Source organism: Vibrio sp. 5S239, from assembly GCF_041439575.1.
Classification (GTDB): domain Bacteria; phylum Pseudomonadota; class Gammaproteobacteria; order Enterobacterales; family Vibrionaceae; genus Vibrio; species Vibrio kanaloae.
The window spans coordinates 14733-36174 of record NZ_JBGOOM010000002.1 but is presented as its reverse complement, the minus strand read 5'-3'; the positions used below and the strand labels follow the sequence as shown (position 1 = coordinate 36174).

22 protein-coding genes are annotated in these 21442 nt (G+C 43.0%); 16 read left to right on the top strand and 6 right to left on the bottom strand.

The genetic code is table 11. The features are described from left to right. Positions 1 to 191 precede the first annotated feature (191 nt). The 6 genes from ACED48_RS02405 (at position 192) to ACED48_RS02380 (ending at position 5343) form a co-directional block, all read left to right on the top strand. The gene (locus ACED48_RS02405) at positions 192 to 998 is read left to right on the top strand and encodes a substrate-binding domain-containing protein (RefSeq protein WP_017057282.1); all 807 of its coding nucleotides are present in this window, start codon (positions 192 to 194) and stop codon (positions 996 to 998) included. A 148-nt stretch (positions 999 to 1146) separates the two neighbouring features. Next, entirely contained in the window at positions 1147 to 1845 is a 699-nt protein-coding gene (locus ACED48_RS02400; protein ID WP_017057283.1) for an ABC transporter permease, read from the top strand. Positions 1846 to 1855: 10 nt separating this feature from the next. Then, a complete protein-coding gene (locus ACED48_RS02395) occupies positions 1856 to 2575 on the top strand; it encodes an energy-coupling factor ABC transporter ATP-binding protein (protein ID WP_017057284.1) in 720 nt (239 codons plus the stop codon). Next, complete coding sequence (mobA, locus tag ACED48_RS02390; RefSeq protein WP_017057285.1) at positions 2553 to 3137, top strand: molybdenum cofactor guanylyltransferase MobA; 585 nt, start codon at positions 2553 to 2555, stop codon at positions 3135 to 3137. Before ACED48_RS02395 ends, mobA begins: the two co-directional genes overlap by 23 nt. After that, positions 3137 to 4954 carry a bifunctional molybdopterin-guanine dinucleotide biosynthesis adaptor protein MobB/molybdopterin molybdotransferase MoeA gene (locus tag ACED48_RS02385; RefSeq protein WP_017057286.1) on the top strand — a complete coding sequence of 606 codons (1818 nt, stop codon included), beginning with the start codon at positions 3137 to 3139 and terminating at the stop codon, positions 4952 to 4954. The genes mobA and ACED48_RS02385 overlap by 1 nt, the downstream gene beginning before the upstream one ends. 122 nt (positions 4955 to 5076) lie before the next feature. Then, entirely contained in the window at positions 5077 to 5343 is a 267-nt protein-coding gene (locus tag ACED48_RS02380) for a DUF2960 family protein (protein ID WP_017057287.1), read from the top strand. 137 nt (positions 5344 to 5480) lie between these two features. On the opposite strand, the gene nagK is transcribed toward ACED48_RS02380, so the two are convergent. Continuing rightward, entirely contained in the window at positions 5481 to 6389 is a 909-nt protein-coding gene (gene nagK / locus ACED48_RS02375) for an N-acetylglucosamine kinase (protein ID WP_017057288.1), read from the bottom strand. 163 nt (positions 6390 to 6552) lie between these two features. Next, positions 6553 to 7299, bottom strand: coding sequence for a tRNA-uridine aminocarboxypropyltransferase (locus ACED48_RS02370; RefSeq protein WP_077680385.1), 747 nt, complete (start codon positions 7297 to 7299; stop codon positions 6553 to 6555). Between the two features lie 72 nt (positions 7300 to 7371). Here ACED48_RS02370 and ACED48_RS02365 point away from each other — a divergent pair, with 72 nt between their 5' ends. Then, positions 7372 to 8175, top strand: coding sequence for a sterol desaturase family protein (locus tag ACED48_RS02365; RefSeq protein WP_017057290.1), 804 nt, complete (start codon positions 7372 to 7374; stop codon positions 8173 to 8175). 71 nt (positions 8176 to 8246) lie between these two features. Here the strand turns inward: ACED48_RS02365 and ACED48_RS02360 are convergent, their stop codons facing one another. Further along, the gene (locus ACED48_RS02360; protein WP_029627122.1) at positions 8247 to 10301 is read right to left on the bottom strand and encodes a methyl-accepting chemotaxis protein; all 2055 of its coding nucleotides are present in this window, start codon (positions 10299 to 10301) and stop codon (positions 8247 to 8249) included. Positions 10302 to 10405: 104 nt separating this feature from the next. On the opposite strand from ACED48_RS02360, the gene ACED48_RS02355 reads away from it, so the two are divergent. Beyond that, positions 10406 to 10891 (top strand): C40 family peptidase, encoded by a 486-nt coding sequence (locus ACED48_RS02355; RefSeq protein WP_017057292.1) that lies wholly within the window; start codon positions 10406 to 10408, stop codon positions 10889 to 10891. An 80-nt stretch (positions 10892 to 10971) separates the two neighbouring features. Here the strand turns inward: ACED48_RS02355 and ACED48_RS02350 are convergent, their stop codons facing one another. After that, on the bottom strand, positions 10972 to 11316 hold the full coding sequence (locus ACED48_RS02350) for a DUF3802 family protein (protein WP_017057293.1): 345 nt from the start codon (positions 11314 to 11316) through the stop codon (positions 10972 to 10974). A gap of 528 nt (positions 11317 to 11844) precedes the next feature. Between ACED48_RS02350 and ACED48_RS02345 the strand changes: the two genes are divergently transcribed. Then, entirely contained in the window at positions 11845 to 12711 is an 867-nt protein-coding gene (locus tag ACED48_RS02345; RefSeq protein WP_017057294.1) for a fructosamine kinase family protein, read from the top strand. A 56-nt stretch (positions 12712 to 12767) separates the two neighbouring features. Next, positions 12768 to 12971 carry a CPXCG motif-containing cysteine-rich protein gene (locus ACED48_RS02340; protein WP_017057295.1) on the top strand — a complete coding sequence of 68 codons (204 nt, stop codon included), beginning with the start codon at positions 12768 to 12770 and terminating at the stop codon, positions 12969 to 12971. A 129-nt stretch (positions 12972 to 13100) separates the two neighbouring features. On the opposite strand, the gene ACED48_RS02335 is transcribed toward ACED48_RS02340, so the two are convergent. Continuing rightward, positions 13101 to 13709 carry a riboflavin synthase gene (locus ACED48_RS02335; protein ID WP_017057296.1) on the bottom strand — a complete coding sequence of 203 codons (609 nt, stop codon included), beginning with the start codon at positions 13707 to 13709 and terminating at the stop codon, positions 13101 to 13103. A 151-nt stretch (positions 13710 to 13860) separates the two neighbouring features. Here ACED48_RS02335 and ACED48_RS02330 point away from each other — a divergent pair, with 151 nt between their 5' ends. Beyond that, positions 13861 to 15231, top strand: coding sequence for an MATE family efflux transporter (locus tag ACED48_RS02330; RefSeq protein WP_017057297.1), 1371 nt, complete (start codon positions 13861 to 13863; stop codon positions 15229 to 15231). A gap of 114 nt (positions 15232 to 15345) precedes the next feature. Here the strand turns inward: ACED48_RS02330 and ACED48_RS02325 are convergent, their stop codons facing one another. After that, positions 15346 to 16188: a DNA ligase gene (locus ACED48_RS02325; protein WP_029627123.1), complete on the bottom strand. Its 843-nt coding sequence runs from the start codon at positions 16186 to 16188 to the stop codon at positions 15346 to 15348. Between the two features lie 294 nt (positions 16189 to 16482). On the opposite strand from ACED48_RS02325, the gene ACED48_RS02320 reads away from it, so the two are divergent. From ACED48_RS02320 to ACED48_RS02300, 5 genes are all read left to right on the top strand, one after another. Beyond that, positions 16483 to 16812, top strand: coding sequence for an STAS domain-containing protein (locus ACED48_RS02320; protein WP_017057299.1), 330 nt, complete (start codon positions 16483 to 16485; stop codon positions 16810 to 16812). A 62-nt stretch (positions 16813 to 16874) separates the two neighbouring features. Continuing rightward, a complete protein-coding gene (locus tag ACED48_RS02315; protein ID WP_017057300.1) occupies positions 16875 to 17708 on the top strand; it encodes an OmpA family protein in 834 nt (277 codons plus the stop codon). Further along, a complete protein-coding gene (locus ACED48_RS02310) occupies positions 17705 to 19804 on the top strand; it encodes an SLBB domain-containing protein (protein WP_017057301.1) in 2100 nt (699 codons plus the stop codon). The genes ACED48_RS02315 and ACED48_RS02310 overlap by 4 nt, the downstream gene beginning before the upstream one ends. Further along, positions 19804 to 20493 carry a tyrosine-protein kinase family protein gene (locus ACED48_RS02305; protein ID WP_017057302.1) on the top strand — a complete coding sequence of 230 codons (690 nt, stop codon included), beginning with the start codon at positions 19804 to 19806 and terminating at the stop codon, positions 20491 to 20493. Before ACED48_RS02310 ends, ACED48_RS02305 begins: the two co-directional genes overlap by 1 nt. Positions 20494 to 20853: 360 nt before the next feature. Continuing rightward, positions 20854 to 21249: an Hpt domain-containing protein gene (locus ACED48_RS02300; protein ID WP_017057303.1), complete on the top strand. Its 396-nt coding sequence runs from the start codon at positions 20854 to 20856 to the stop codon at positions 21247 to 21249. The last annotated feature ends 193 nt before the right edge of the window (positions 21250 to 21442 follow it).

Sequence of the window (21442 nt, the reverse complement as noted above, 5' to 3'; positions counted from 1 at the left end):
GGTCAAATGGCGCAGTTTTGTGCGGAATAACAGCAATTTAATGAAGTCTGATGCACTATTTATTGGCATTAAGCTTGCTTGTAATGTGATGATTTCTAATTACAAAAATTAGCATCTTATGCACATGCTCTTCTTTGAGTTCTTTAAAAGAAAGCGTGTCATTCATTTATAACAGAATGGACATGATAATAATGAAAGCAATTCCCTTAACGATTGCCGCTCTATCTATCGTCAGTTACTCGGCTAGCAGCGCAGAAGACACCACGCATATCAAACTTGCGACAACAACAAGCACTTATCACTCTGGCCTACTGGATTACCTACTGCCTGAATTCGAAAAAGATTCTGGCATTAAAGTCGATGTTCTAGCGGCGGGTACCGGTAAATCTCTTCGCATGGGTGAAAATGGCGATGTGGATTTGGTGATGACTCACGCACCAAAGGCTGAAGCGAACTTTGTTGAAAAAGGCTACGGTGTTTTACCTCGTAAACTGATGTACAACGATTTTGTGATTGTTGGCCCTCAAAGCGATCCGGCAAAAATTGAATCTCAAAAAGCAGTGGCTGATGTGTTCAAAGCGATTGCAACCAACAATGTGACGTTTGTGTCTCGTGGTGACGATTCAGGTACGCACAAGAAAGAGATGGGGATTTGGGCACAAACCAAAATGGAACCAAACTTTGGTGGCTACCGCAGTGTTGGTCAAGGCATGGGCCCTACTCTGAACATGGCGTCTGAAATGCAAGGCTACACCATGACCGACCGTGGCACGTGGTTGGCTTACCAAAACAAGCTTGACTTAAAAGTATTGTTCCAAGGCGACAAGAACCTATTTAACCCTTATCAAGTGATTCTTGTAAACCCTGAGCGCTACCCAAGCATCAACTACCAAGCGGCGAAGGTATTCAGTGATTGGTTGGTGAACCCTAAAGGTCAGAAACTGATTAACGACTTCAAACTACACGGCAAGCAGTTGTTTGTTGCGAGCGCTGAATAGTCGTCATTGCACTACTCTTACAGGGTGAATATTGAGCTCGCAAAAAATGAATAGCTGACTCACCCTGTTTAACGAATCCCGTGTCAGCTATAACCTAAATATAAGCATTACCTTTTAAGACTTATTGTCGATTCACACGAGATACTTCATGACTCTATGGCAAACAACGATTGATGCAATGAACCTACTAGTCAGTTTTGACCACGAACTGTGGAAAATCGTAGCGGTATCCTTCAGCGTGTCTTTGTCTGCCATTTCTCTGGTGATTATTCCTGCAATCATCATGGCTTTCATATTGGCTTATACCGAGTTTCCCGGTAAATGGGCGCTGCTGTCGGTGATCAACACCTTACAAGCGATACCGACTGTGGTGATTGGCTTGTTGATGTACATGATGCTCTCTCGCTCTGGCCCTTTAGGTGACTGGCAATTGCTGTTCACTCAAAAGGCGATGATTTTGGGCCAAATGCTGATCTGCTTCCCTATTCTGGTTGCTATGATGCACGGTGCGCTGCAAGCCAGTGATCGCCGAGCGGTAGAAACGGCACGTACCCTTGGAGTTTCAACCACTCGAGTCGCGTGTACTTTAATTTGGGAAACACGATTTCCTTTGTTGGCAGCGACCATTGCAGCCTTTTCTCGCATCGTAACCGAAGTCGGATGTTCGATGATGGTCGGCGGCAACATTATGGGAATGACACGAAATATCCCAACGGCTATTGCTATGGAAAGTCACAAAGGCGCATTCGCACAAGGTGTCGCGCTAGGCATGGTTTTATTGGCATTGGCATTAGCCCTTAACTTTTTCCTTTCCAGTGTGAGAGGAAAAGGCTATTTAAGAACATAGGAACGCTGTCATGAGTATAAAAATAACAACGCAGCAAATTTCAATGCGCTATAAAGAGCGTGTTTTGTTTCATATTCCTGAACTGTCTATCGGCCCAAACGATGCTATTTATCTTAAAGGTGACAACGGTGTTGGCAAAACGACCCTACTTAAAATATTGTCAGGCTTGCTCAAACCAAGCTCTGGCCGTATTCAATGCCCGACACAAAGTTGGCAACATAACCTGTTTCCCAAACTAAAATTTAAAGACATCATCTATCTCCATCAAACCCCTTACCTATTTGATGGCTCGGTGTACCAAAATGTCGCTTATGGCGTTCGCTTTAACAAAGAGAGCCAAAAAGATAAGCGAGCTCAAATAATTAATGCTTTAAGGATGGTAGGTTTAGAAACCCTAGCAGACGAGCACATTTCCGTGTTGTCTGGTGGCGAGCGTCAACGCGTAGCAATGGCACGAGCTTGGATTCTCAAGCCTTCAATCTTACTGATGGATGAACCAAGTGCTTCTTTAGACAAAGAGTCTATTGAAAGATTGGTGATTATGGCCGAAGATCTTCTTCAGAGAGGCGCGAGTTTAGTCATCACGAGCCACCAAACTAACGCGTTAACCGATTTATGTAAGAAGCAGTGGTGGATCAAAGACAACACTTTGACAGAATCACCGCTTCTGCAAGTTATTAAAAAGAACAAAGCACAAGAGAATATTTATGCTGCTTCCAACGCAAACTAGTTGGGTTATTTTGGCTGGCGGACAAGCCAGCCGTATGGGCGGAAAAGATAAAGGACTTGTTGAGCTCAACGGTTCCCCGCTTATTCAATACGTTATAGACAAGCTGTCACAACAAGATGTCAGCATCACCATCAATGCCAACCGTAACTTAGACAGTTACCAAACATTCGCTCCGGTTGTTTCCGATTCATTCCCTGATTACCCAGGTCCTTTGGGTGGCATTCACGCTGGCCTTAAAAATGCGGCCACAGACTGGGTGGGCTTTGTTCCTTGCGACAGCCCTCAAATCAGTGGCGACCTTGTCGAGCGTTTTTGCGCTGCGGTAAAGGAAGACAGCGACATTCTAGTGGCTCACGATGGTGAATATAAACAACCTGTGTTTACCCTATTCCACAAACGTGTTCTTCCAAAGCTAGAAGCGTTTTTAGAACGTGGCGACCGTAAGATCATTTTGCTCTACAAAGAGTGTGTGACGGAGTACGTCGACTTTAGCGACGCGCCTAACTGCTTTGTTAATCTCAATACGCCAGAAGAGCTCACCCAATTTGGAACGCTTCAATAATGAAAGATTCAAAACAACGCCCTAACCTTCCTTTATTGGGCTTTGCTGCTTACAGCGGCACAGGCAAAACAACTGTACTTGAAGCGTTGCTGCCTCTGCTGACTAATGTGGGTTTAAAAGTGGGTGTTCTTAAACACGCTCACCACGATTTCGATGTGGATAAGCCAGGTAAAGACAGCTACCGCCTACGTAAAGCGGGCGCAAATCAAATGCTGATCGCTTCGCGTAACCGTCACGTGATGATGACAGAAACACCACAAGCCGAAGCCGACTTTGATTATCTGCTTACACGTTTCGATACCAACACGTTGGACTTAATTCTGGTTGAAGGCTGTAAGAACATCGCCTTTCCTAAGATTGAGCTTCACCGTGACGGAGTTGGCAAACCTTGGCTTTATCCAAACGATGACAACATCATTGCTATCGCCGCAGACAGCAAAGTTGAATCAGACTTGCCACAAATGGCGATCAGTGACTTAGAAGCGATTCGTGATTTCATCATCAAATATGCTCAGTCGTTCGCCCCTTCATCGACAACAAGCAAAACAGTGTCGTGTTCATCTTCAAAAGACGATTCACCTGTTGTTTGTTGTGATTCATTTTCTCCTGCTGGCTTAAGCGTTACGCAAGGTCAGCAAAAGATTGTCGATAGCATTGATGCACTTGAGCTGATTGAATCTGTTGCGTTAGAGCAAGGTTATGGTCGTGTATTGGCTGAAGATGTTATCTCGCCAATCAACGTGCCTCAGAACACAAACTCTGCAATGGATGGCTACGCCATTCGTGGCGAAGATTTAGAACTGGATAGTTACCAACTGGTTGCTGAAGTCATGGCTGGTCACAGCTACGACAAAACGGTTCAACAAGGTGAAGCGGTTAAGATCATGACTGGTGCGCCAATGCCTGAAGGTGTAGATGTGGTTGTGATGCGTGAGCAAGCCGTTCAAGAAGGCGACACAGTTAGCTTCCCAGACGCTAAAATCTCAGTAGGACAAAATGTCCGTATGGCGGGTGAAGACCTTGAAATCGGCCAACCTGTCTTTACTCGTGGCACGCGAATCGAAGCGCCAGAAATGGGCATGATGGCATCATTAGGTTTCGGTACCTGCCCTGTTCTACGTAAAGTGAAAGTTGGCGTATTCTCTACAGGTGATGAAGTTCAAGCTCCGGGTAGCGAGCAGAAGCCGAACTCTGTTTACGACTCGAACCGTTTCACGATCATCGGCATGCTTCAAAAGCTAGGCTGTGACATTGTTGACTACGGCATCATTGAAGATGACGAACAAAAGATGATGGATGTACTTCATGCTGCGTCGTTAGAGACCGACATGGTTCTGACTTCAGGTGGCGTGTCTGTCGGTGATGCGGATTACATCAAGCTTGCGTTAGATAAGCTAGGTGAAATCAACTTCTGGCGTATCAATATGCGTCCGGGGCGTCCTCTTGCTTACGGTAAGATTGAAGACAAACCGTTCTTCGGCTTGCCGGGTAATCCAGTTGCTGTGATGGTGTCGTTCATTAACTTTGTAGAGCCAGCGATCCGCAAGCTTCAAGGTCAAACGAACTGGACGCCAGTGAAAGCGAACGCAGTTGCGACTGAGCAATTACGTTCTCGCCAAGGTCGTACTGAGTTCAGCCGTGGTGTGTTCTCTATGAACGAATCTGGTGTGCTTGAAGTGAAGACGACTGGCAAACAAGGTTCAGGTATTCTGCGCTCAATGAGTGAAGCAAACTGCTTGATCGAAATCTCACCAGCGGTTGATACGGTGAAGGTTGGCGAAACAGTGACTATTATTCCTCTGCAGGGCCGCGTTTAATTCAAAGCTCATATAGCGATAAGCGTTAAGACGATAATCTTAAGATTTCTTACCATTACCTTGAGCGACGTACGGTTTTTATGTAGAGTGCGCCCAAAGTAAAAATTCTATTGGAGCGCATTATGGCTCGTACCATTCTGTACACGTACAAAGACGAAGAAAAAGAGTTACTGTTTTCAAAACAAGAACACCGCACGATCCAAGAAGCGGTTGCTGCAGCGGAAGGCATCGACATCTCTGAGTATCTTAAAACTGAGCAACAGCTTGAGTTGATTTCCGATACTAAAGCGGTTCGTAACTACCAGGACAACTACTTCCGCAAGCTTGGCTTTACTAAGCTTACGTTGAAGCAAAAAGACAACCTAGGTGTAGGTAAAAAGAAGAAATAAGCCTTAAGCTTCTGACTTCTAGTTTTTTTGTTTTGAGTTAGAGAGACGAAAACACCAAACCATAAAAAATGCCGCAACCTCTTTCGAGATTGCGGCATTTTTATTTGTGCTTTTAAATAACTTACATCAAATAGATCTTACTTGATGTTAAGGAATGCAGCACCACGAACGCCGCCTGAATCACCGTGTTTCGCTTTGATGATCTTAGGACACTTCGCTACAGACAACAGGTACTTAGGCACACGCTTTGGCATCTCTTCGTAGATAAGCTCGAAGTTTGAAAGACCGCCGCCTAATGCAACAACGTGTGGGTCAAGACCGGTAAACAGGTTCGCGAAACAGATAGCCAAGAGCTCCATGAAGCGATCTACGTGCTCAGCCGCTTTCGCCTCACCTTCGTTGTACGCTTGGATGATCTCAATCGCTTTCTTCTTTTCACCGAAGTAGTGCTCGTAAATCAACTCAAAGCCACGACCAGATAAGTAGCTGTCTAGACAACCTTTCTTACCACAACCACAGCCTAATAGTGGTGCGTTGTCGCCAAGGTGAAACCATGCATCAATAGGAAGACGCATATGACCGAGCTCACCCGCAACGTGGTTACGGCCAGAGAACACTTTACCTTCGTAAACTAAACCGCCACCGAAGCCAGTACCTAGAATCAGGCCAGCAACTGATGGCTCATCTTTAAGCTCGTCATCCCACGCTTCTGAAAGCGCAAAACAGTTTGCGTCGTTCTCGATCTTTACACTACGACCAATAAGCGCTTCTAAATCTTTACGTAGTGGTTTACCTGTTGAAGCTGGTACGTTAACAACCAGCATTGTGCCGTCGTCTGCGTTTTCCATGCCAGGAAGACCAAGGCCAATTTTGCCTTCGCAAGAGAATTCGCTATCGTATTTTTTTACCAAACCGGCAATCGTATCAAGTAGCAGTTGATAATCTTCAGTAGGCGTTGGTACGCGTTCGGTTGCTACTCGCTCAAGTTTTTCATTGAACGCACCAAACTCAATTTTTGTGCCGCCAACATCGAAGCCGTAATACATGAAATCTCTCCAATTTTTCCCTAAATTCGGGCAAACAAATTTTTGTAAATAAAAAACTAAGGAGCATTATCCATAACACTCCCCCTACAAACCGTGATAGATAACAAACTTATCTCGTGTTCGAGTCCGTTTGAACAACAAGTCAGCACAAAGTGGTTAAAGGTTAGAGTGACTTCTCATTTTTACCGTGCTCTATGAAAGCGTTCAGACTTGGTTTGGTCGGATCCGACTTATAACGAGTCTTACTCAACATATAGCTTTCACGAAAGGCTTCAAACCAAAGCTGCAAAGTCTTCGCGCCCTCTCCTTCACCGGCTTGTTTTAATACTAAGCTAGCGACTTCAGCAGTAGAGAGGTGTTGATCGTTGTCTGACTTACGCATCATGTATTGGGAAACCGATTCAGGCTCAATCGACAGCACCGGTAAATCTTGCAGATACTCAGAACGTCTGAAGATACGTCTTGCTTCACGCCAGCTACCATCGATGAAAACTAGCAGTAGCTTTTTATTTGGGTCACGCATTTGTGGTAAGTCTTGAACCACTCGCGTTTTGTCATCGGTGTAGTCTTCAGGGAACACAATGACAGGCTGATACTTGTCGTCTTTGAGTACTTCCAGCATCTCTGTGTTTGGCTCTGTACGATGCCAAAGGTAAACATGACTGTCTTTTACGGTATCCACAATCAAACGGCCTGTGTTGCTTGGCTTTAAGATTTCGTTATCAGACAAGATCAACATGGTCGCGACGTTCGTATCTATGTCTGGTTGATGTTCACAGATACAACTGTCTTGTTTGATTTTGCAGTACTCACATCGTATTACTTTACACCCGCGCGCATTAAACGGTTTGGTAGAAAGAGATAAACGGTGTTGGTATAAACGGTGGAAAGCATGGATTCTCATGGACAATAACGACAGATAGAACTAGAAAAGTGGAACGATTGTACTTACAGTGGCTTGATAATGATAGAAGGAATTCTTATGCAGGACCCATCGCTACTTCGCCTTGTTTGTTTTATTGTCGCTTTTGGATTGTGTGCTCTATGGGAACAACATTTCCCACGTAAAACATTGACTCAAAGCAAATGGTTTCGTTGGGGGAATAACTTCGCGCTAGTCACTTTGAATAGTTTTCTATTAGCCACTCTAATCCCTATCGCTGCGTTCCAAGCGGCGGTTATCGCACAAGATAATCAATGGGGGGTATTCAATACCCTGTCACTTCCTAAAGAGCTTAGCATTCTGATATGCGTGTTGCTGTTGGATTGTGCTATTTACCTCCAACACTTGGTGTTTCACCGTATTCCTTGGCTATGGAAGTTACATCGAGTTCATCACGCAGACCTAGATATTGACGTAACGACAGGCACACGCTTCCACCCGATTGAGATGATCTTATCGATGCTGATTAAAGTCGCATTGATTTTTGTACTCGGCGTACCGGCTTTAGCGGTGGTGATATTTGAAGTGGTGTTGAATGTGAGTGCGATGTTCAACCATAGTAATGGTCGTTTGCCGTTATGGTTCGATAAGCAATTACGCAAGGTGATTGTCACGCCCGACATGCATCGAGTTCACCACTCTGTCATTGTTAAAGAAACCCATTCGAACTTTGGTTTCTTCTTATCGGTGTGGGACATTTGGTTCAAAACCTATCGCGCTCAACCTAAGCTTGGCCATGACAAGGTAAGCATTGGCGTTCCTGAAATACGCGATGGAAAAGAACAAAGGCTAGATAAGTTGATTACCCAGCCATTTAGATATAATCAGAAAAATAAGAACTAACAAGCTATCCGAAAGTTTTGCTTTATTATTGTGGTTCAGTTTTTAAGTTCTTAAGACACTAGAAATATTCGCTATTTTTCTGCATCAAACTGGTATTTGTGAAGCATTTCCTGCTGATGTCCCGCTATCTCGGCCACTTGTTCTGAACTTTCAATCATTGATTCAAGTTGAAGCTTGGTATTTTCACCTTGTTCAGAAACGCGCGTGATTGAATGTGTCACGTCCACCGTTGCACGTGCTTGTTGTTCTGTTGCCACCATAATTTGCTCAACACGTCCTTTTATCTGGCTAACCGCAACGTCTATTTTTTCAAAAGCTTGCTTCACGTCCTCACTAGTTTGCAGTGCGTTGGCCATTTCACTTCGAGATTCTGTGACAGACGTTCGAGAGCGGTCAGCCGCAGCCACCAGCTCATTCATCATATTGCGAATGTTGGTGGTTTGTTGAGATGTGCCACTCGCCAATTTGCGTACTTCGTCAGCAACGACAGCAAAACCGCGGCCTTGTTCGCCTGCTCGCGCTGCTTCAATCGCTGCATTCAGTGCTAATAAGTTGGTGTTTTCTGCAATGCCACTGATCATATCGACCATTTCACGAATCTGTTTCACGCGGCCATCAAGGTCGGCCATTGATTCTTCGTTCATGCTTAGTGACTGTTCTAACGCTTGCAAACGTTGCTGGTTAAGCCCAACGACTTGGCTACCATTGACTGACTCGTCTTCTGCGACTTGTGCGTCGTCGTTCGATGCATTCGAGATACGTGCTATTTCACCGATTGACGCTTCCAGTTCAGTAATGGTGGTGATCATGTTCTGCAGCGATTCGTTTTGCTCGTTCAAGCTAGAATTAGTTTGTTCTGCAGCGTCGTGGCTTACTTCTGCTGTTTGGTAAAGCGTTTCACAGTTACGCGTCACCGATCGTACAGAATCGGCAGTCGAGTCTACAACGCTATTGAGCTTCGAAGCGATAACTTGAAGCTCTCTTGGCCCAACCAGTTCGCTTTGCTTTGAAAAATCGTGCTCAGCAAGGGAGCTTAGTTGGCAAGTGATGTTTTTGAGCCCTTTATTGACCCAACGGCGTAACACAAACCATGAAGTAGCAATAATAGCGGCGATCACTAATCCACTTATAAATAGCACTCTGTCAATGGTCGCTATCGTTTGATTGACCACAGATTCACTTTCATCAATTAATATGGATGCAGTATTAGACAGTTGATTTAAGGTACTTATTACGGTGTTGGCAAGCTTTATCACTTCAGCAAGGTCGGCCTCTTGTTGCTTGATTAACTTAAGCTTTAGCAGGATTTGTTTTAAGACACCATTGTCTTGGAATCCAGTCTGAACCATCTCATAAGGGGCCGTTAAACTTGCAAACTCAGTGATATCAGGGTGCCATTCTGAAAAATCGTCATAAGCGAGATTGATCCCAGCCATGCGATTACGTAACTCTCGAAACTCACTTTCAGCTTTGTCTAAGTCCGATTGCATCATCAGCATTAAGAAGGTATTCGCCATTGACGAAGCACTCGCCGTGAAGCGGTTGGCGGCATCGTGTGCAGCGGGGTTTTCCTGAACAAGAAAAGAGCTAATACGATTCATCTCAGGTCCAATTGAATTTACACCATAGCGAAACTCAGCGACTTGGCCATCAATATGATTTTGTTTATTTTGAATCTCAATTTGAGACATCAAGACCTTGTTGGTCATAAGCTTTAATGCCGCCATGTCTTCAGTTAGTTTTTGCTTTTGTTCAACAGAAATCGCTTCGGGAAAAGATTGAGAGATAAAAAGGAGTTCCTCTAGCACTTTGTTACTTGACTCGACGAGTTGTTCAATAGATGAGCGAGTCGTATTCAATGTGTTTAGATCTTTCGATTGAGTACTGTAAGTGAGGAGCTTCACCTGCTCTAACACGTTTTGTGTCAGTTCTGCATTATGAAGAGCTAATGGTAGTGCTCGTTCGGACAACGCGTTGAAGTGACCCCCAATCCGTTCAACTCCCGTTATGCTGACCATCGACAAAAAACTAACGAGTAAAAGAATGGAGATAAATACGGTAGTGACGGTTTGGATGAGCGAGAATGTATAACGTGAGGGTTTTGTTGATAAATTTGTGTCGGGCATGTGAAATCCAGTTTGACTACGAAAAGAGATATCCTTAAGTTAGTTTGTATACTAGAAGTCCTTGATGACGTTTTTATTTCATTTTTTTTTCAGAAGAGTTACATATGAAATTCAGAAAAATGCTTGCAGTTACAATAACTTTCGCAACATTAGCTGCATGTAGCTCGACCCCGTCTCCCTCTCAGCTTAGTCAAACCGCACAGAAACCTTTATCAAAGTCAGAACAATTGACTAAAAATGCTTACATGAGCGTGTATGAGCAGTGGAAAGGCGTGCCGTACCATTTCGGTGGAACCTCATTTAGAGGTGTAGACTGCTCCGCTTTTGTGCAGATTGCCGTGCAAAATGCGACCCAACAAGCTTTACCAAGAACCACAAAAGATCAAAGTCAAAAGGGAAAAGAAATTGCGTATGAACAGGCAACGAGTGGCGACTTGGTGTTTTTTAAGACATCGATGACTGTGCGACACGTAGGTGTCTACCTCGGAAATAATCAATTTCTACATGCTTCTACATCGAAAGGTGTGATTATATCGAGGCTGGATAACCCTTATTGGGCTTCCAAGTTTTGGCACTTTAGGCGTTTATAACAGATCCACTGCAGGCTTATACCCGACATTACACGCTCACTAATATGCTAGGTAAGCGTGCATCATAATATCAGTTCTATCTAATCGTATTTAGCGACGGCTGAATCAAATAGGTTTTTCACCAAAGCGATGTATTCGTCTAGAAATACGATTTGCTCGTTGGTTGCTTTTTTGGTCCACACACCGGCTAGCACTTCACCTAAATCAGCTACTACGGCATCAGCTTCTTTCAATAGCTGAAAACGAACGCTGGAATGTAACTCGGGATTTTGCTCGAAAATAGCCATGATGTTAGTTGAAATCATGTCAGTAATGATGTCTTCAACACTTTCATTACCTGTATAGCCATTACTATTCGTAAAGACATCTAAGTTAAATGATAAGTGTTCGATCAAAGCCAAATAGCCATCGGTTTCTACAACCACAATAAATCTCCGTTTTAAGCTCTAGAGCAGATTAATACGTAATTGCCTAATACTATGTAAATGAAGTTGTTTGTCATCACTTTATTACTAAAAATCATATTAAAATGCTCCTAATGAGTCTTTAAGCTTGAATTTCAAGCAATATACGGATGACATAGACAGTCACATGCTTCCAAAGAGTTAGACGAGTGTTCCAGCAGCGTGGCTTTCCACTGAATGATAGTACATTCTATCACTCAGAGGCTTTACCTAAGATGAAGCTGAAACAATAACAAGTCATGTCGACTTTTCCAGTTTATTACGATCCAAAACGTGCCGTTTGTGAGACTCGTCTCAAACCATTTATGACATCGTATTTTCAATTTATTCTTATTTATCAATGAATTTGAAATAGTTCGAGTTCACAAATTAACCAAATGAATCAACATAAGATGAATAAGAAACAAGAACATTGACGAGTACATCTATAAATTACTCAGATTTATCCTAAACTATTGCTATTAAACAAACATTCCCTGAGGGTTTTCTATGTGGCAAGCCATTTCTCAACAGCTTTCAGATACACTTCTATTTAGCTTCCAGATTACTGAACGCACCAAACTCTCTGGTGGCGACATTAATGATTGCTATATGATAAGTGATGGTAACGAGCGTTACTTTGTGAAAGTGAATCAGCGAGAATTTTTACCAAAGTTCGAAATTGAAGCCGAGAACTTGCGTTTGTTGAGAGAGACCTCCACGGTTTATGTTCCCGAACTCGTACTTATTGGTAAAACCAAAGAGTGCTCATTCATCATTCTTAATTACTTACCAACCAAGCCGCTAGAAACCGGCAATAATAGCTTTGATTTCGGCGTTCAACTTGCTCGACTTCATCAATGGGGTGAACAGAAAGAATTTGGTTGCGATCAAGACAATTACATCGGTAGTACACTGCAGCCTAATCCTTGGCATAAGAAGTGGGGCCGATTTTTCTCAGAACAACGCATTGGTTTTCAACTGCAACTGTTGAAAGAAAAAGGCATTAAATTCGGTGATATTGATGAACTCGTCGATGTTGTTAATATGCGCCTCGCTGGCCACAACCCTCGCCCTTCTTTGCTTCATGGTGATCTTTGGTATGGTAATGTTGCGAACACAGCTTTTGGTCCAATCTGTTATGATCCAGCCTGTTATTGGGGCGATCATGAATGTGATTTGGCATTAACCGAATTGTTTGAAGGGTTTCCAAAAGAGTTTTATGAAGGTTACCAAAGCATCAATCCACTCGACGTTGGCTATACTGATCGGAAAGACATTTACAACTTGTACCATCTTCTTAACCACTGCAATCAATTTGGCGGTCATTACTTGGCACAAACCGAAGCGTGTATTCAGAAGATTCAGGCCGTTTAATGCTAATCACAGTAATTAACTAGGGTTGCTATTGGTTACAGTGAGGAGAATTTGCCATGCATAAATACACCGAAAAACATGTCTCCTGCCCTCACTGCGGGCACGCCATCAATATAACGCTTGATGCGTCCAACGGCAGCCAGGAGTTTTATGACGATTGTCCTGTATGTTGCAATCCGATTCACTTAGATATGCAGGTCGACGAGATAAGAGAAAAAATAAGTCTATCCATTGACGCTGATGACGAGCAGGTGTTTTGAGTAGCATGTATTGATGCCCTACACGAGAGAGAAAAGAGCACATCAAGCGCTCTTTTTTAATTATATTGTGTCTTTATCGCAATGTATCGGGCTAATCCGAGGATAAACGAAACTTTGAAGTAAACAGAGCTATTTCTGATTAGCTAGTACGCGTTCAACCGTATCTACAATGGCTTGTGTTTGAGGATCGAATTCAATGTTTATATCGTCCCCTACTTTACGACCACCAAATAGAGTTCGGTTTAATGTTTCTGGTATTAAATGCACAGAAAAACGATTGTCTTCAACTTCACCAATAGTCAATGAACACCCATCTAGACCAATGTAGCCTTTACTAAGTACATATTTCATCGATGCTTCCGGCAATTCGAACCATAGTGTACGATTGTTTTCAGTTTTGATCACTTCAACAAGTTTAGCCATTAGAGCAATATGCCCAGACATACTGTGACCACCAATTTCATCGCCAAACTTGGCCGCACGCTCTACATTTACTTGATCTCCAACATTCAATTGACCAAGGTTCGTTAACTTCAACGTTGCTTGCATTAAATCAAATGCAACTTGGTTTCCTGAAATTTCAGTGACAGTCAAGCAACAACCGTTATGAGCTAATGAAGCGCCAATCACTAATCCTTCAATCATTTCATCTGTTAGCTCAATGGTATGAGTCTGAAACAACTCTTTTTTATTTATAGCAACCAATGTTGCCATTCCTTGAACGATACCTGTAAACATAAAATTCCTATTTAGCGTATTACTATCAGTTTTTAATAGCAGTTATTGTGACATTTCTTTATGATTCGTCCAATGGAAGCTTAATGATCAGTGCCTCTGATTTATTCTGAACGTCTATCCCTCATACTACTAATCTAATTTGGAGTAATTTGTGCATCGTTACAAAGAAGAAGCCTCAAATCTAATCAAACTTGCGACCCCTGTATTGATCGCATCCGTAGCACAAACCGGAATGGGGTTCGTCGATACTGTGATGGCCGGTGGCGTGAGTGCTATTGACATGGCCGCAGTATCAATAGCTGCGAGTATTTGGCTTCCTTCGATCTTGTTCGGTGTAGGCTTATTGATGGCATTAGTCCCAGTGGTTGCTCAACTTAATGGCTCAGGTCGTCAAGTTAAAATTCCATACGAGATTCAACAAGGCGCGGTGCTGGCGTTATTGATATCACTGCCGATCATTGGCGTACTTTTTCAAACTCAAGCCATACTTGAGCTAATGGACATTGAAGCCTTGATGGCTCAAAAGACCATTGGCTATATGCATGCGGTAATGTTTGCGGTACCTGCTTTCTTACTTTTCCAAACCTTAAGAAGTTTTACTGACGGTATGTCTTTAACTAAACCTGCAATGGTGATTGGTTTTATTGGTTTGTTGCTAAACATCCCGCTTAACTGGATGTTTGTATACGGTAAGCTTGGAGCTCCTGCTCTGGGTGGTATTGGTTGTGGCGTAGCAACGGCTATCGTTTATTGGATAATGTTTGCTCTACTATTTGCATACATACTCACTTCGAAGCGTCTCGCGAAGATCAACATCTTTGGTCAATTCCATAAACCTGAATTAAAAGCACAAATCCGTTTATTTAAGCTAGGTTTTCCCGTAGCCGCGGCACTTTTCTTTGAAGTGACCTTGTTTGCGGTAGTTGCTCTTCTGGTTGCCCCATTAGGTTCACTAGTGGTTGCAGCGCATCAAGTCGCAATTAATTTCTCGACTTTGGTGTTTATGATTCCAATGAGTATCGGCGCTGCAGTGAGTATTCGTGTGGGACATAAGCTGGGCGAGAATAATACCGAAGGCGCTAAGATTGCGACCCATGTAGGGATTATTGTTGGTTTGGTTACCGCCTTTATGACCGCAGCATTGACGGTATTGTTTAGAGAACAAGTATCATTACTGTATACAGAAAATACCGCAGTGATCACCATTGCTATGCAGCTTCTTATTTTTGCTGCGGTATATCAATGTACTGATGCGATTCAAGTGATCGCGGCGGGTGCATTACGTGGATATAAAGACATGCGTTCTATTTTTAACATAACCTTTATTGCGTATTGGTTACTTGGTCTACCGACGGGTTATATTCTTGGGATGACGGATTGGCTTGTGGAACCAATGGGGGCTCACGGCTTCTGGATTGGTTTCATTATCGGACTCACTTCAGCCGCAATGATGCTTGGTATGCGCCTGCACTGGATGCACAAGCAAGATGACGTTGTACAGTTAGAATTTAGTTCTCGTTAAATGCTCAATTGCTAAATTGATAGAACCGATACCACAAATAAAAAAGAGCTCTGACTTTCTTACGATAAGAGTCTAGAGCTCAATTTTTTACTGTATGAGTTCAGTGAATGTGGTCTAATATTCACTCTTCTCTCGAACGAAGCGGGCAAACTTCGGTTTTCCATTTTGCGTAAAGCCATTATAACGAAAGGTAATCCTGCTGCCGATTTCAGGAGGTGACAGTCTCATTTTATCGCTAAATCCACTACCGATATAGAACTCAACCCCCTCTTCCGTATGGACCAAAATTGAACCCATCATCCCCTTGTATTTTCCTGTACCACTTTTGTAACCAATGACTGTTGCTTCCGCATCATGATGTCTTTTCAGTTTTAGAAGATCATTACTTCGACCTGCCTGATAACGACTTGTGATCTTGCGGAGCATCAAACCTTCCCCGTTACGTTCATCGATATTGTCTAACTGATGAAATAACGCCTTTTCATTTTGGATTGGGACATGTTCAATATAACCAACATGAGACTCGTCAATTAAACTCACCCAATGCAAGATATTATAGTAGCGTTTTTGGTAATCTCCCGCCGCTCCCGGCATATCGAATAACATGAACTTTATTTCACGCCATGCTGTATCACTAGGGGTATGATCAAGAACAGTCGATTGCACTAAATGGAACTTGCCTCTACCGGCCCATAACTCCCCTTCAAGGCGGACCTTTGGTAGCTGTTCAGTGAACCACGTTGGTGCATAAATCTGGTTTCCGTTACGAGTATAGAGATGGTTACCATCCCACAGCGCCCGAATCCCATCGAGCTTTTCACTTTTCCAATATTCAGAAACATCAATACCTTGCTGGTATGTGTTTGCCAAGATTAAATTTTCTGGCGGTAAATTGTATGAATGAGATGAAAGCGAACACGCCCATAAAGTCGCTATAGCCAGTTTGGTTAGCCTCATTATCTGCTCCGTATTAATAACTCCTTCAATCCTAAGCGTTCCACTCCACAGATAGACAAACTTTGGAATAAGATGCGATCCAGACATCAACCTTATTTAATTTTAAATTTCATTCATAAAATTAATGACTTATAACTCACAAAAATTAGCTCATTTCTAATTCTCATATTGAGAAACAACCTCTATCAATATGAGATTAAAAACAATAGACATTGTAACTCATTGAAAAACAATAAAATTAAACTTGGCATGCTACATGCTCTTGTTAAGTCATACATTAAAGGAGATAGCATTATGGAATTACGTAAAATTGACTTAGACACTACAACACTGACTCTTTCTATTTTTGGCAACTTAGACGCAGCAGGTAGCCGCGAGGCGCAAGCCGATATTGATGATGTTATTTCAAATTATGGGCATCAAGAAATCGAAGTGGATTTTAGCCAAGTTCAGTTTCTTGATTCATCAGGTGTAGGTGCCATTGTTTATATGTTCAAACGTCTTACGGAGCGAGAAAGAAATATGCGTTTAGAAAATGTCTCAGGGCAACCTCTTGAAATTATGCAGCTACTTCGCATTGGCCACGCGATCCCAGTTAACTCAAAAAATCCTACTAATTCATGAAGATCCACTAAGCTAGAAATAACAAAACATAATAATAAAAATAGAAAACAAAGGACGTTGGCATGAAAATACTGAAAAATTATATAAGCCTTTCTCTGTCTTTTCTTGTTCTTGGTTGTACAAGCTACCCGGAGCAAGGCACGGGAGGATTGGCTGAAAGTTATGATTCCATTAACTATCAAAATTCAGATTTATCGCCAGTCATGCCTGACGAACCACTCGGCCCAGAACACGGCTTACGCTTTGATTGGCAATTAGCAAAACTGCACCTAAATGCCTTAATTCAGGAAGGCGCTCGTTGGTGCTTTCCTGCTGCGGTACTTCAAGCCATCGAAAAGCAAAACCGAATTGCACGCGAACTGCAAGGTGGGTTGTTGTTAGATGCTGCTAACGATTTGGTTATTCAAAGAAAACGCCTTAATGAACTTGAGCTCCAACTTGATTATGTGACCTCACAGGCTCGTTGTGAACCTCCTAAGAATGAAAGCCAATTCCGTATGCAACTGTCGGTGATTGAGCAGTTGTATGACCTACTCAATGTCGACAATCAATTCGCGAAAAACTCTACCGAAGTAAATCCTAAGTACATGGGACACCTCGCTGAGGCGGCCAATATTTTAAAGCAAAATAAATCGCTAGACCTTATTGTTACGGGGCATGCAGACGCAAGCGGATCAGAAACTTACAACAACAAACTGGCGCTCGGCCGTGCTAAACAAGTTGAGCGTTACCTCACTATCTTTGGGTTAAGCCCACAACGAATCAAAGCAGTGTCAGTCGGTGAAACAGTACCACTTTTCGAAGGTGAGAATGACGAAACACGTTTAACCAATCGTCGGGTAAGCATTGAAGTGATCTCGCATGAAAATGCGGCAAAAATGGGAGTCGCACTATGAAAATACTACTGACGTTTATTATTACCATCTCGCTATGCTTTGCAGCCACAATCAATGCAGAAGACAAATTTTCAGGTGCAGTACAAGTGGGAGATCTTATTCAAGTCAATTTACCCGGAGAAGTCACCTTGAATACAGGTTTTCAGGTTGACAAGCGCGGGCGAATCACTCTTCCGGAAGTGGGTACAATTTTTGTCGCGGGTTACGATAACGACCAGTTGAATCAAGTCGTGCTTGAAGCACTAGCCTCCGCATATAAAGATCTAACTAACGCTTCAGTTTACGTGAAAGAGCAGCAAATCATTATCGCTGTTCAAGGCTACGTAGAAAAGCCAGGTGAATACACATTGTCATTGGGCTCTAGTATTCAAATGGCATTGTATGCTGCGGGTGGTCTGCGTCCGGGCGCACAATTAGACAAACTTATCTTAAAACGCGGGGCTGGTAAGACAGAGTTTAACTATAAACGTTTCCTTGATTCTGGTGATGAATCTACCTTACCAACGCTTAAATCGCTCGACTCCCTGTTTGTTCCAGCTTCTCCGTTAGTAGGCAACATCGAGCAAGAGTTTGATGCAGCAAAACTTGCTAACTCTGGCGACAGTGCCGATTCTCGCAACGCCATTAAGGTGTTTGGTGAAGTGAACGCACCTGGCTCGTTTACTTACAAAGAGAACACCGACTTAGTTGATGTACTGATGCGTTCTGGTGGTGTAACCCGTTATGCCGGCGTCGAACAAATCCGCGTAATTTCGAACAACACACCGACTCTGTTTAACCTTAAGCGCTACCTAGACTCTGGAGATGAAAGCTTGTTGCCCGTCCTTCAACCCGGCTCAACCATTTTTGTACCGAAACAAGAAGAAGAGATTAAATCTGGTGCGAATACAGTTTACGTCATGGGAGAAGTAGCTGCACCTGGTGCTTTTGAAGGTAAAAAAGACGCGACATTTATGGACATTCTTGCGAATGCTGGTGGTCCGACTCGATTTGCTGAGTCTAGACAAATCCGCGTTATCAAATCCAATGGCCGTGTACTTAAATTTGACCTAGCAGCCTATACTGAAGGCATATCAGATTCAGATCCCCCCTCAATTCAGGCGGGTGACGCGATTTTCGTTCCTGAAAAAACCGATATGAATGAGAAGTCTTGGTTGAAAATTACGCCCGATAGAGCCGTTAATGTTATTGGTGAGGTGAATCGACCCGGTCGTATAGAATGGTCAGATGAAATGAATTTCATGGGTTTGTTAGCTCACGTGGGAGGCCCAACTCTACGTGCAGACACGTCAAAAATTGAGGTGGTGACAGGAAGAAAACTGGTTGTCTTTAACCTTGATGAGTTTATTAAAAACGGCGCCCCACGAGATCAAATGCCCTCGATTCGAGCTGGTTCAATCGTCCGTGTTCACGACTTACCACAAGATCCTTCAGACAATAAATCACAATGGGTTCGTCAAAGCTCAGATGCTTCGATCTACGTTTTTGGTCAAGTGAATTCCCCCGGCCGTTACCGTTTTACCAAGGACATGCACTTCTTAGACATATTGTCTGCCGCTGATGGCCCAGCTAAAGGTGCCGATATACACAATATTAGAGTGACACATCGTGACAAAACCTATTCGCAAGTAAGCAAGCTAAACTTATCCGTTTACTTTGAAACTGGTGATGAATCATTGCTGCCAAACGTGACCACTGGTGACACCATTTACATCCCAGAGAAAAACAAGAATTGGTTAGATACGCCAAAAGAAGCAACCGTTCGAGTGCTGGGCGCTATCAACAACCCTGGTCGTTATGTGTTCAACGACAATATGACGATCCTTGATATATTGGCAGAAGCAGCAGGTCCTACCGACAATGCTTACGTAGAGAAAATTACCATCGTCAATATGTCTTGCTGCCAAGGCCAAGCACGCACCTTCAACCTTATCGAGTTCAGTAAAACCGCGAATATTTACAATTTACCGGTATTGCGCGCGGGTGACACCATTTACATTCCTGACCGTCGTGAAAGTTTTCTTGAAAAAGCCCGTGTAGGGTTAGATGACATTCTTCGTCTCACGACCACCATCGTTCTTATAGGGGCTTTATAATGACTATTTCAGCCACGCATGCCGAAGTTGAACAATTGTATTTAGCTTCGGAACTTAACGGTCAGCGTTCAATTTGTGTTACGGCTTGCCAATCTGGTGACGGTGTAACATCTATCGCCACAGCACTTGCAGAACGTTTTTTGTTGGCAGGTCACTCTACGCTTTACGTAGACCTTAACCTGTTTAACCCTGGGTTTAAGGACGTAAACATGCGTGAAGAAGATCAGTCAGGCCAACTTATAGAGCACATAGAGTCACAACGTATGTTCCTTGGGGTCCCGGCCCCACAATTGGCATCTGCTCAACTGGCATACAAAGATCCTTCGACGCTTCAAAAAGCAGTAACCCAATGGCTGCACAGCTATGATCGTGTCATCGTCGATACCTCACCACTACTGAATATCAACAAAGGCAATATCCCAGCTCAATCCGTCGCAAGTGCTTGTGATTGTGCATTACTGGTTGTCGCCTATGGTGAAACGTCGACTCATCATCTAGAGCAAGCTAAGCAACTACTCGACGCAAAAAGTATCTCTCTCATGGGCTGCGTAATGAATATGAAACAACATCCTAGTTTCGCTCAAGAACTCGTTAGGCAGATTAATCGGATGAAGTTCATTCCCAAAAAAATTCGCGTTAACTTGGCGAATAGGCTGCATCGTAATGAATTCTTAAACCTGTCGATGTAATCCGTTAGCTGTCATTTAAAACTGACAGCTTTCTCCCTTCCTAGCGCTTCCAGCCTTTAAACCCTACATAATCAATCCTCTTACTGAGGAAATCATTAAGAAACTGATTTTTAGAGAAAAGAAATCACATTTTCGCTCATAGTCTATAGGTTCGACACCTTTAAAAACATTCAAGAACAACGAGGTATAGATCTGCATTCAGGCCTTTATAAAGTCATTAGCTAGAGCCCGTCGACTAATTCTCATCTTTTACCGACAAGCAGTTGAAATTATTCTAGTAAATGACTAAAACTTAATAATGCTCAAAATATATATACCTCAATCGAGCGTATTTACTCACGGGACAATAAAGGAGTTAGTGTGGACAACTCGACTTTAGCTTCAGACATCTCTGCAGAAGTGGGTGCAGAACTTGTTGATGAGCGAATTATAAAACAGCTAATTCATGACACAAGTGCGGAGGTTATCCCTATTTTAATCGATCACTACGTTGAAGAATCACGAACGCGCTTAGCCGCCATTAGACATGCCGCCACCAATAACGACGCACAAGCCCTCGAATTTGAAGTACACACTATAGGCAGTACTGCATTGGTGTTAGGCAACCGCCCTCTATCAGTACTGTCTCGAACTTTAGAAAAACAATGTCTAGAGCAAGAGTATGATGCCGCCTTTCTTAGGGTTGAAGAGTTGTTAGAGCTCGCAGACCGTTCAATTAAGGCCTTACTGAAAAGAAAAAACGAAGGCTTTAGTTAATAAGTCAGCTTTCGAATTATCCTGGAAAAGCAAAACTTCGAATAGGACGGTATCAATACTTATTTAAGTATCTGCAGTAGGCTTAATCACATTTATTGTTAAGATCCAGTAACTAAGAACTATTCGTTACTCACCAAGTGTTATTAAAGATATTGTACACGTAGATAACAATTCTACTTGTTTCATGTTGATG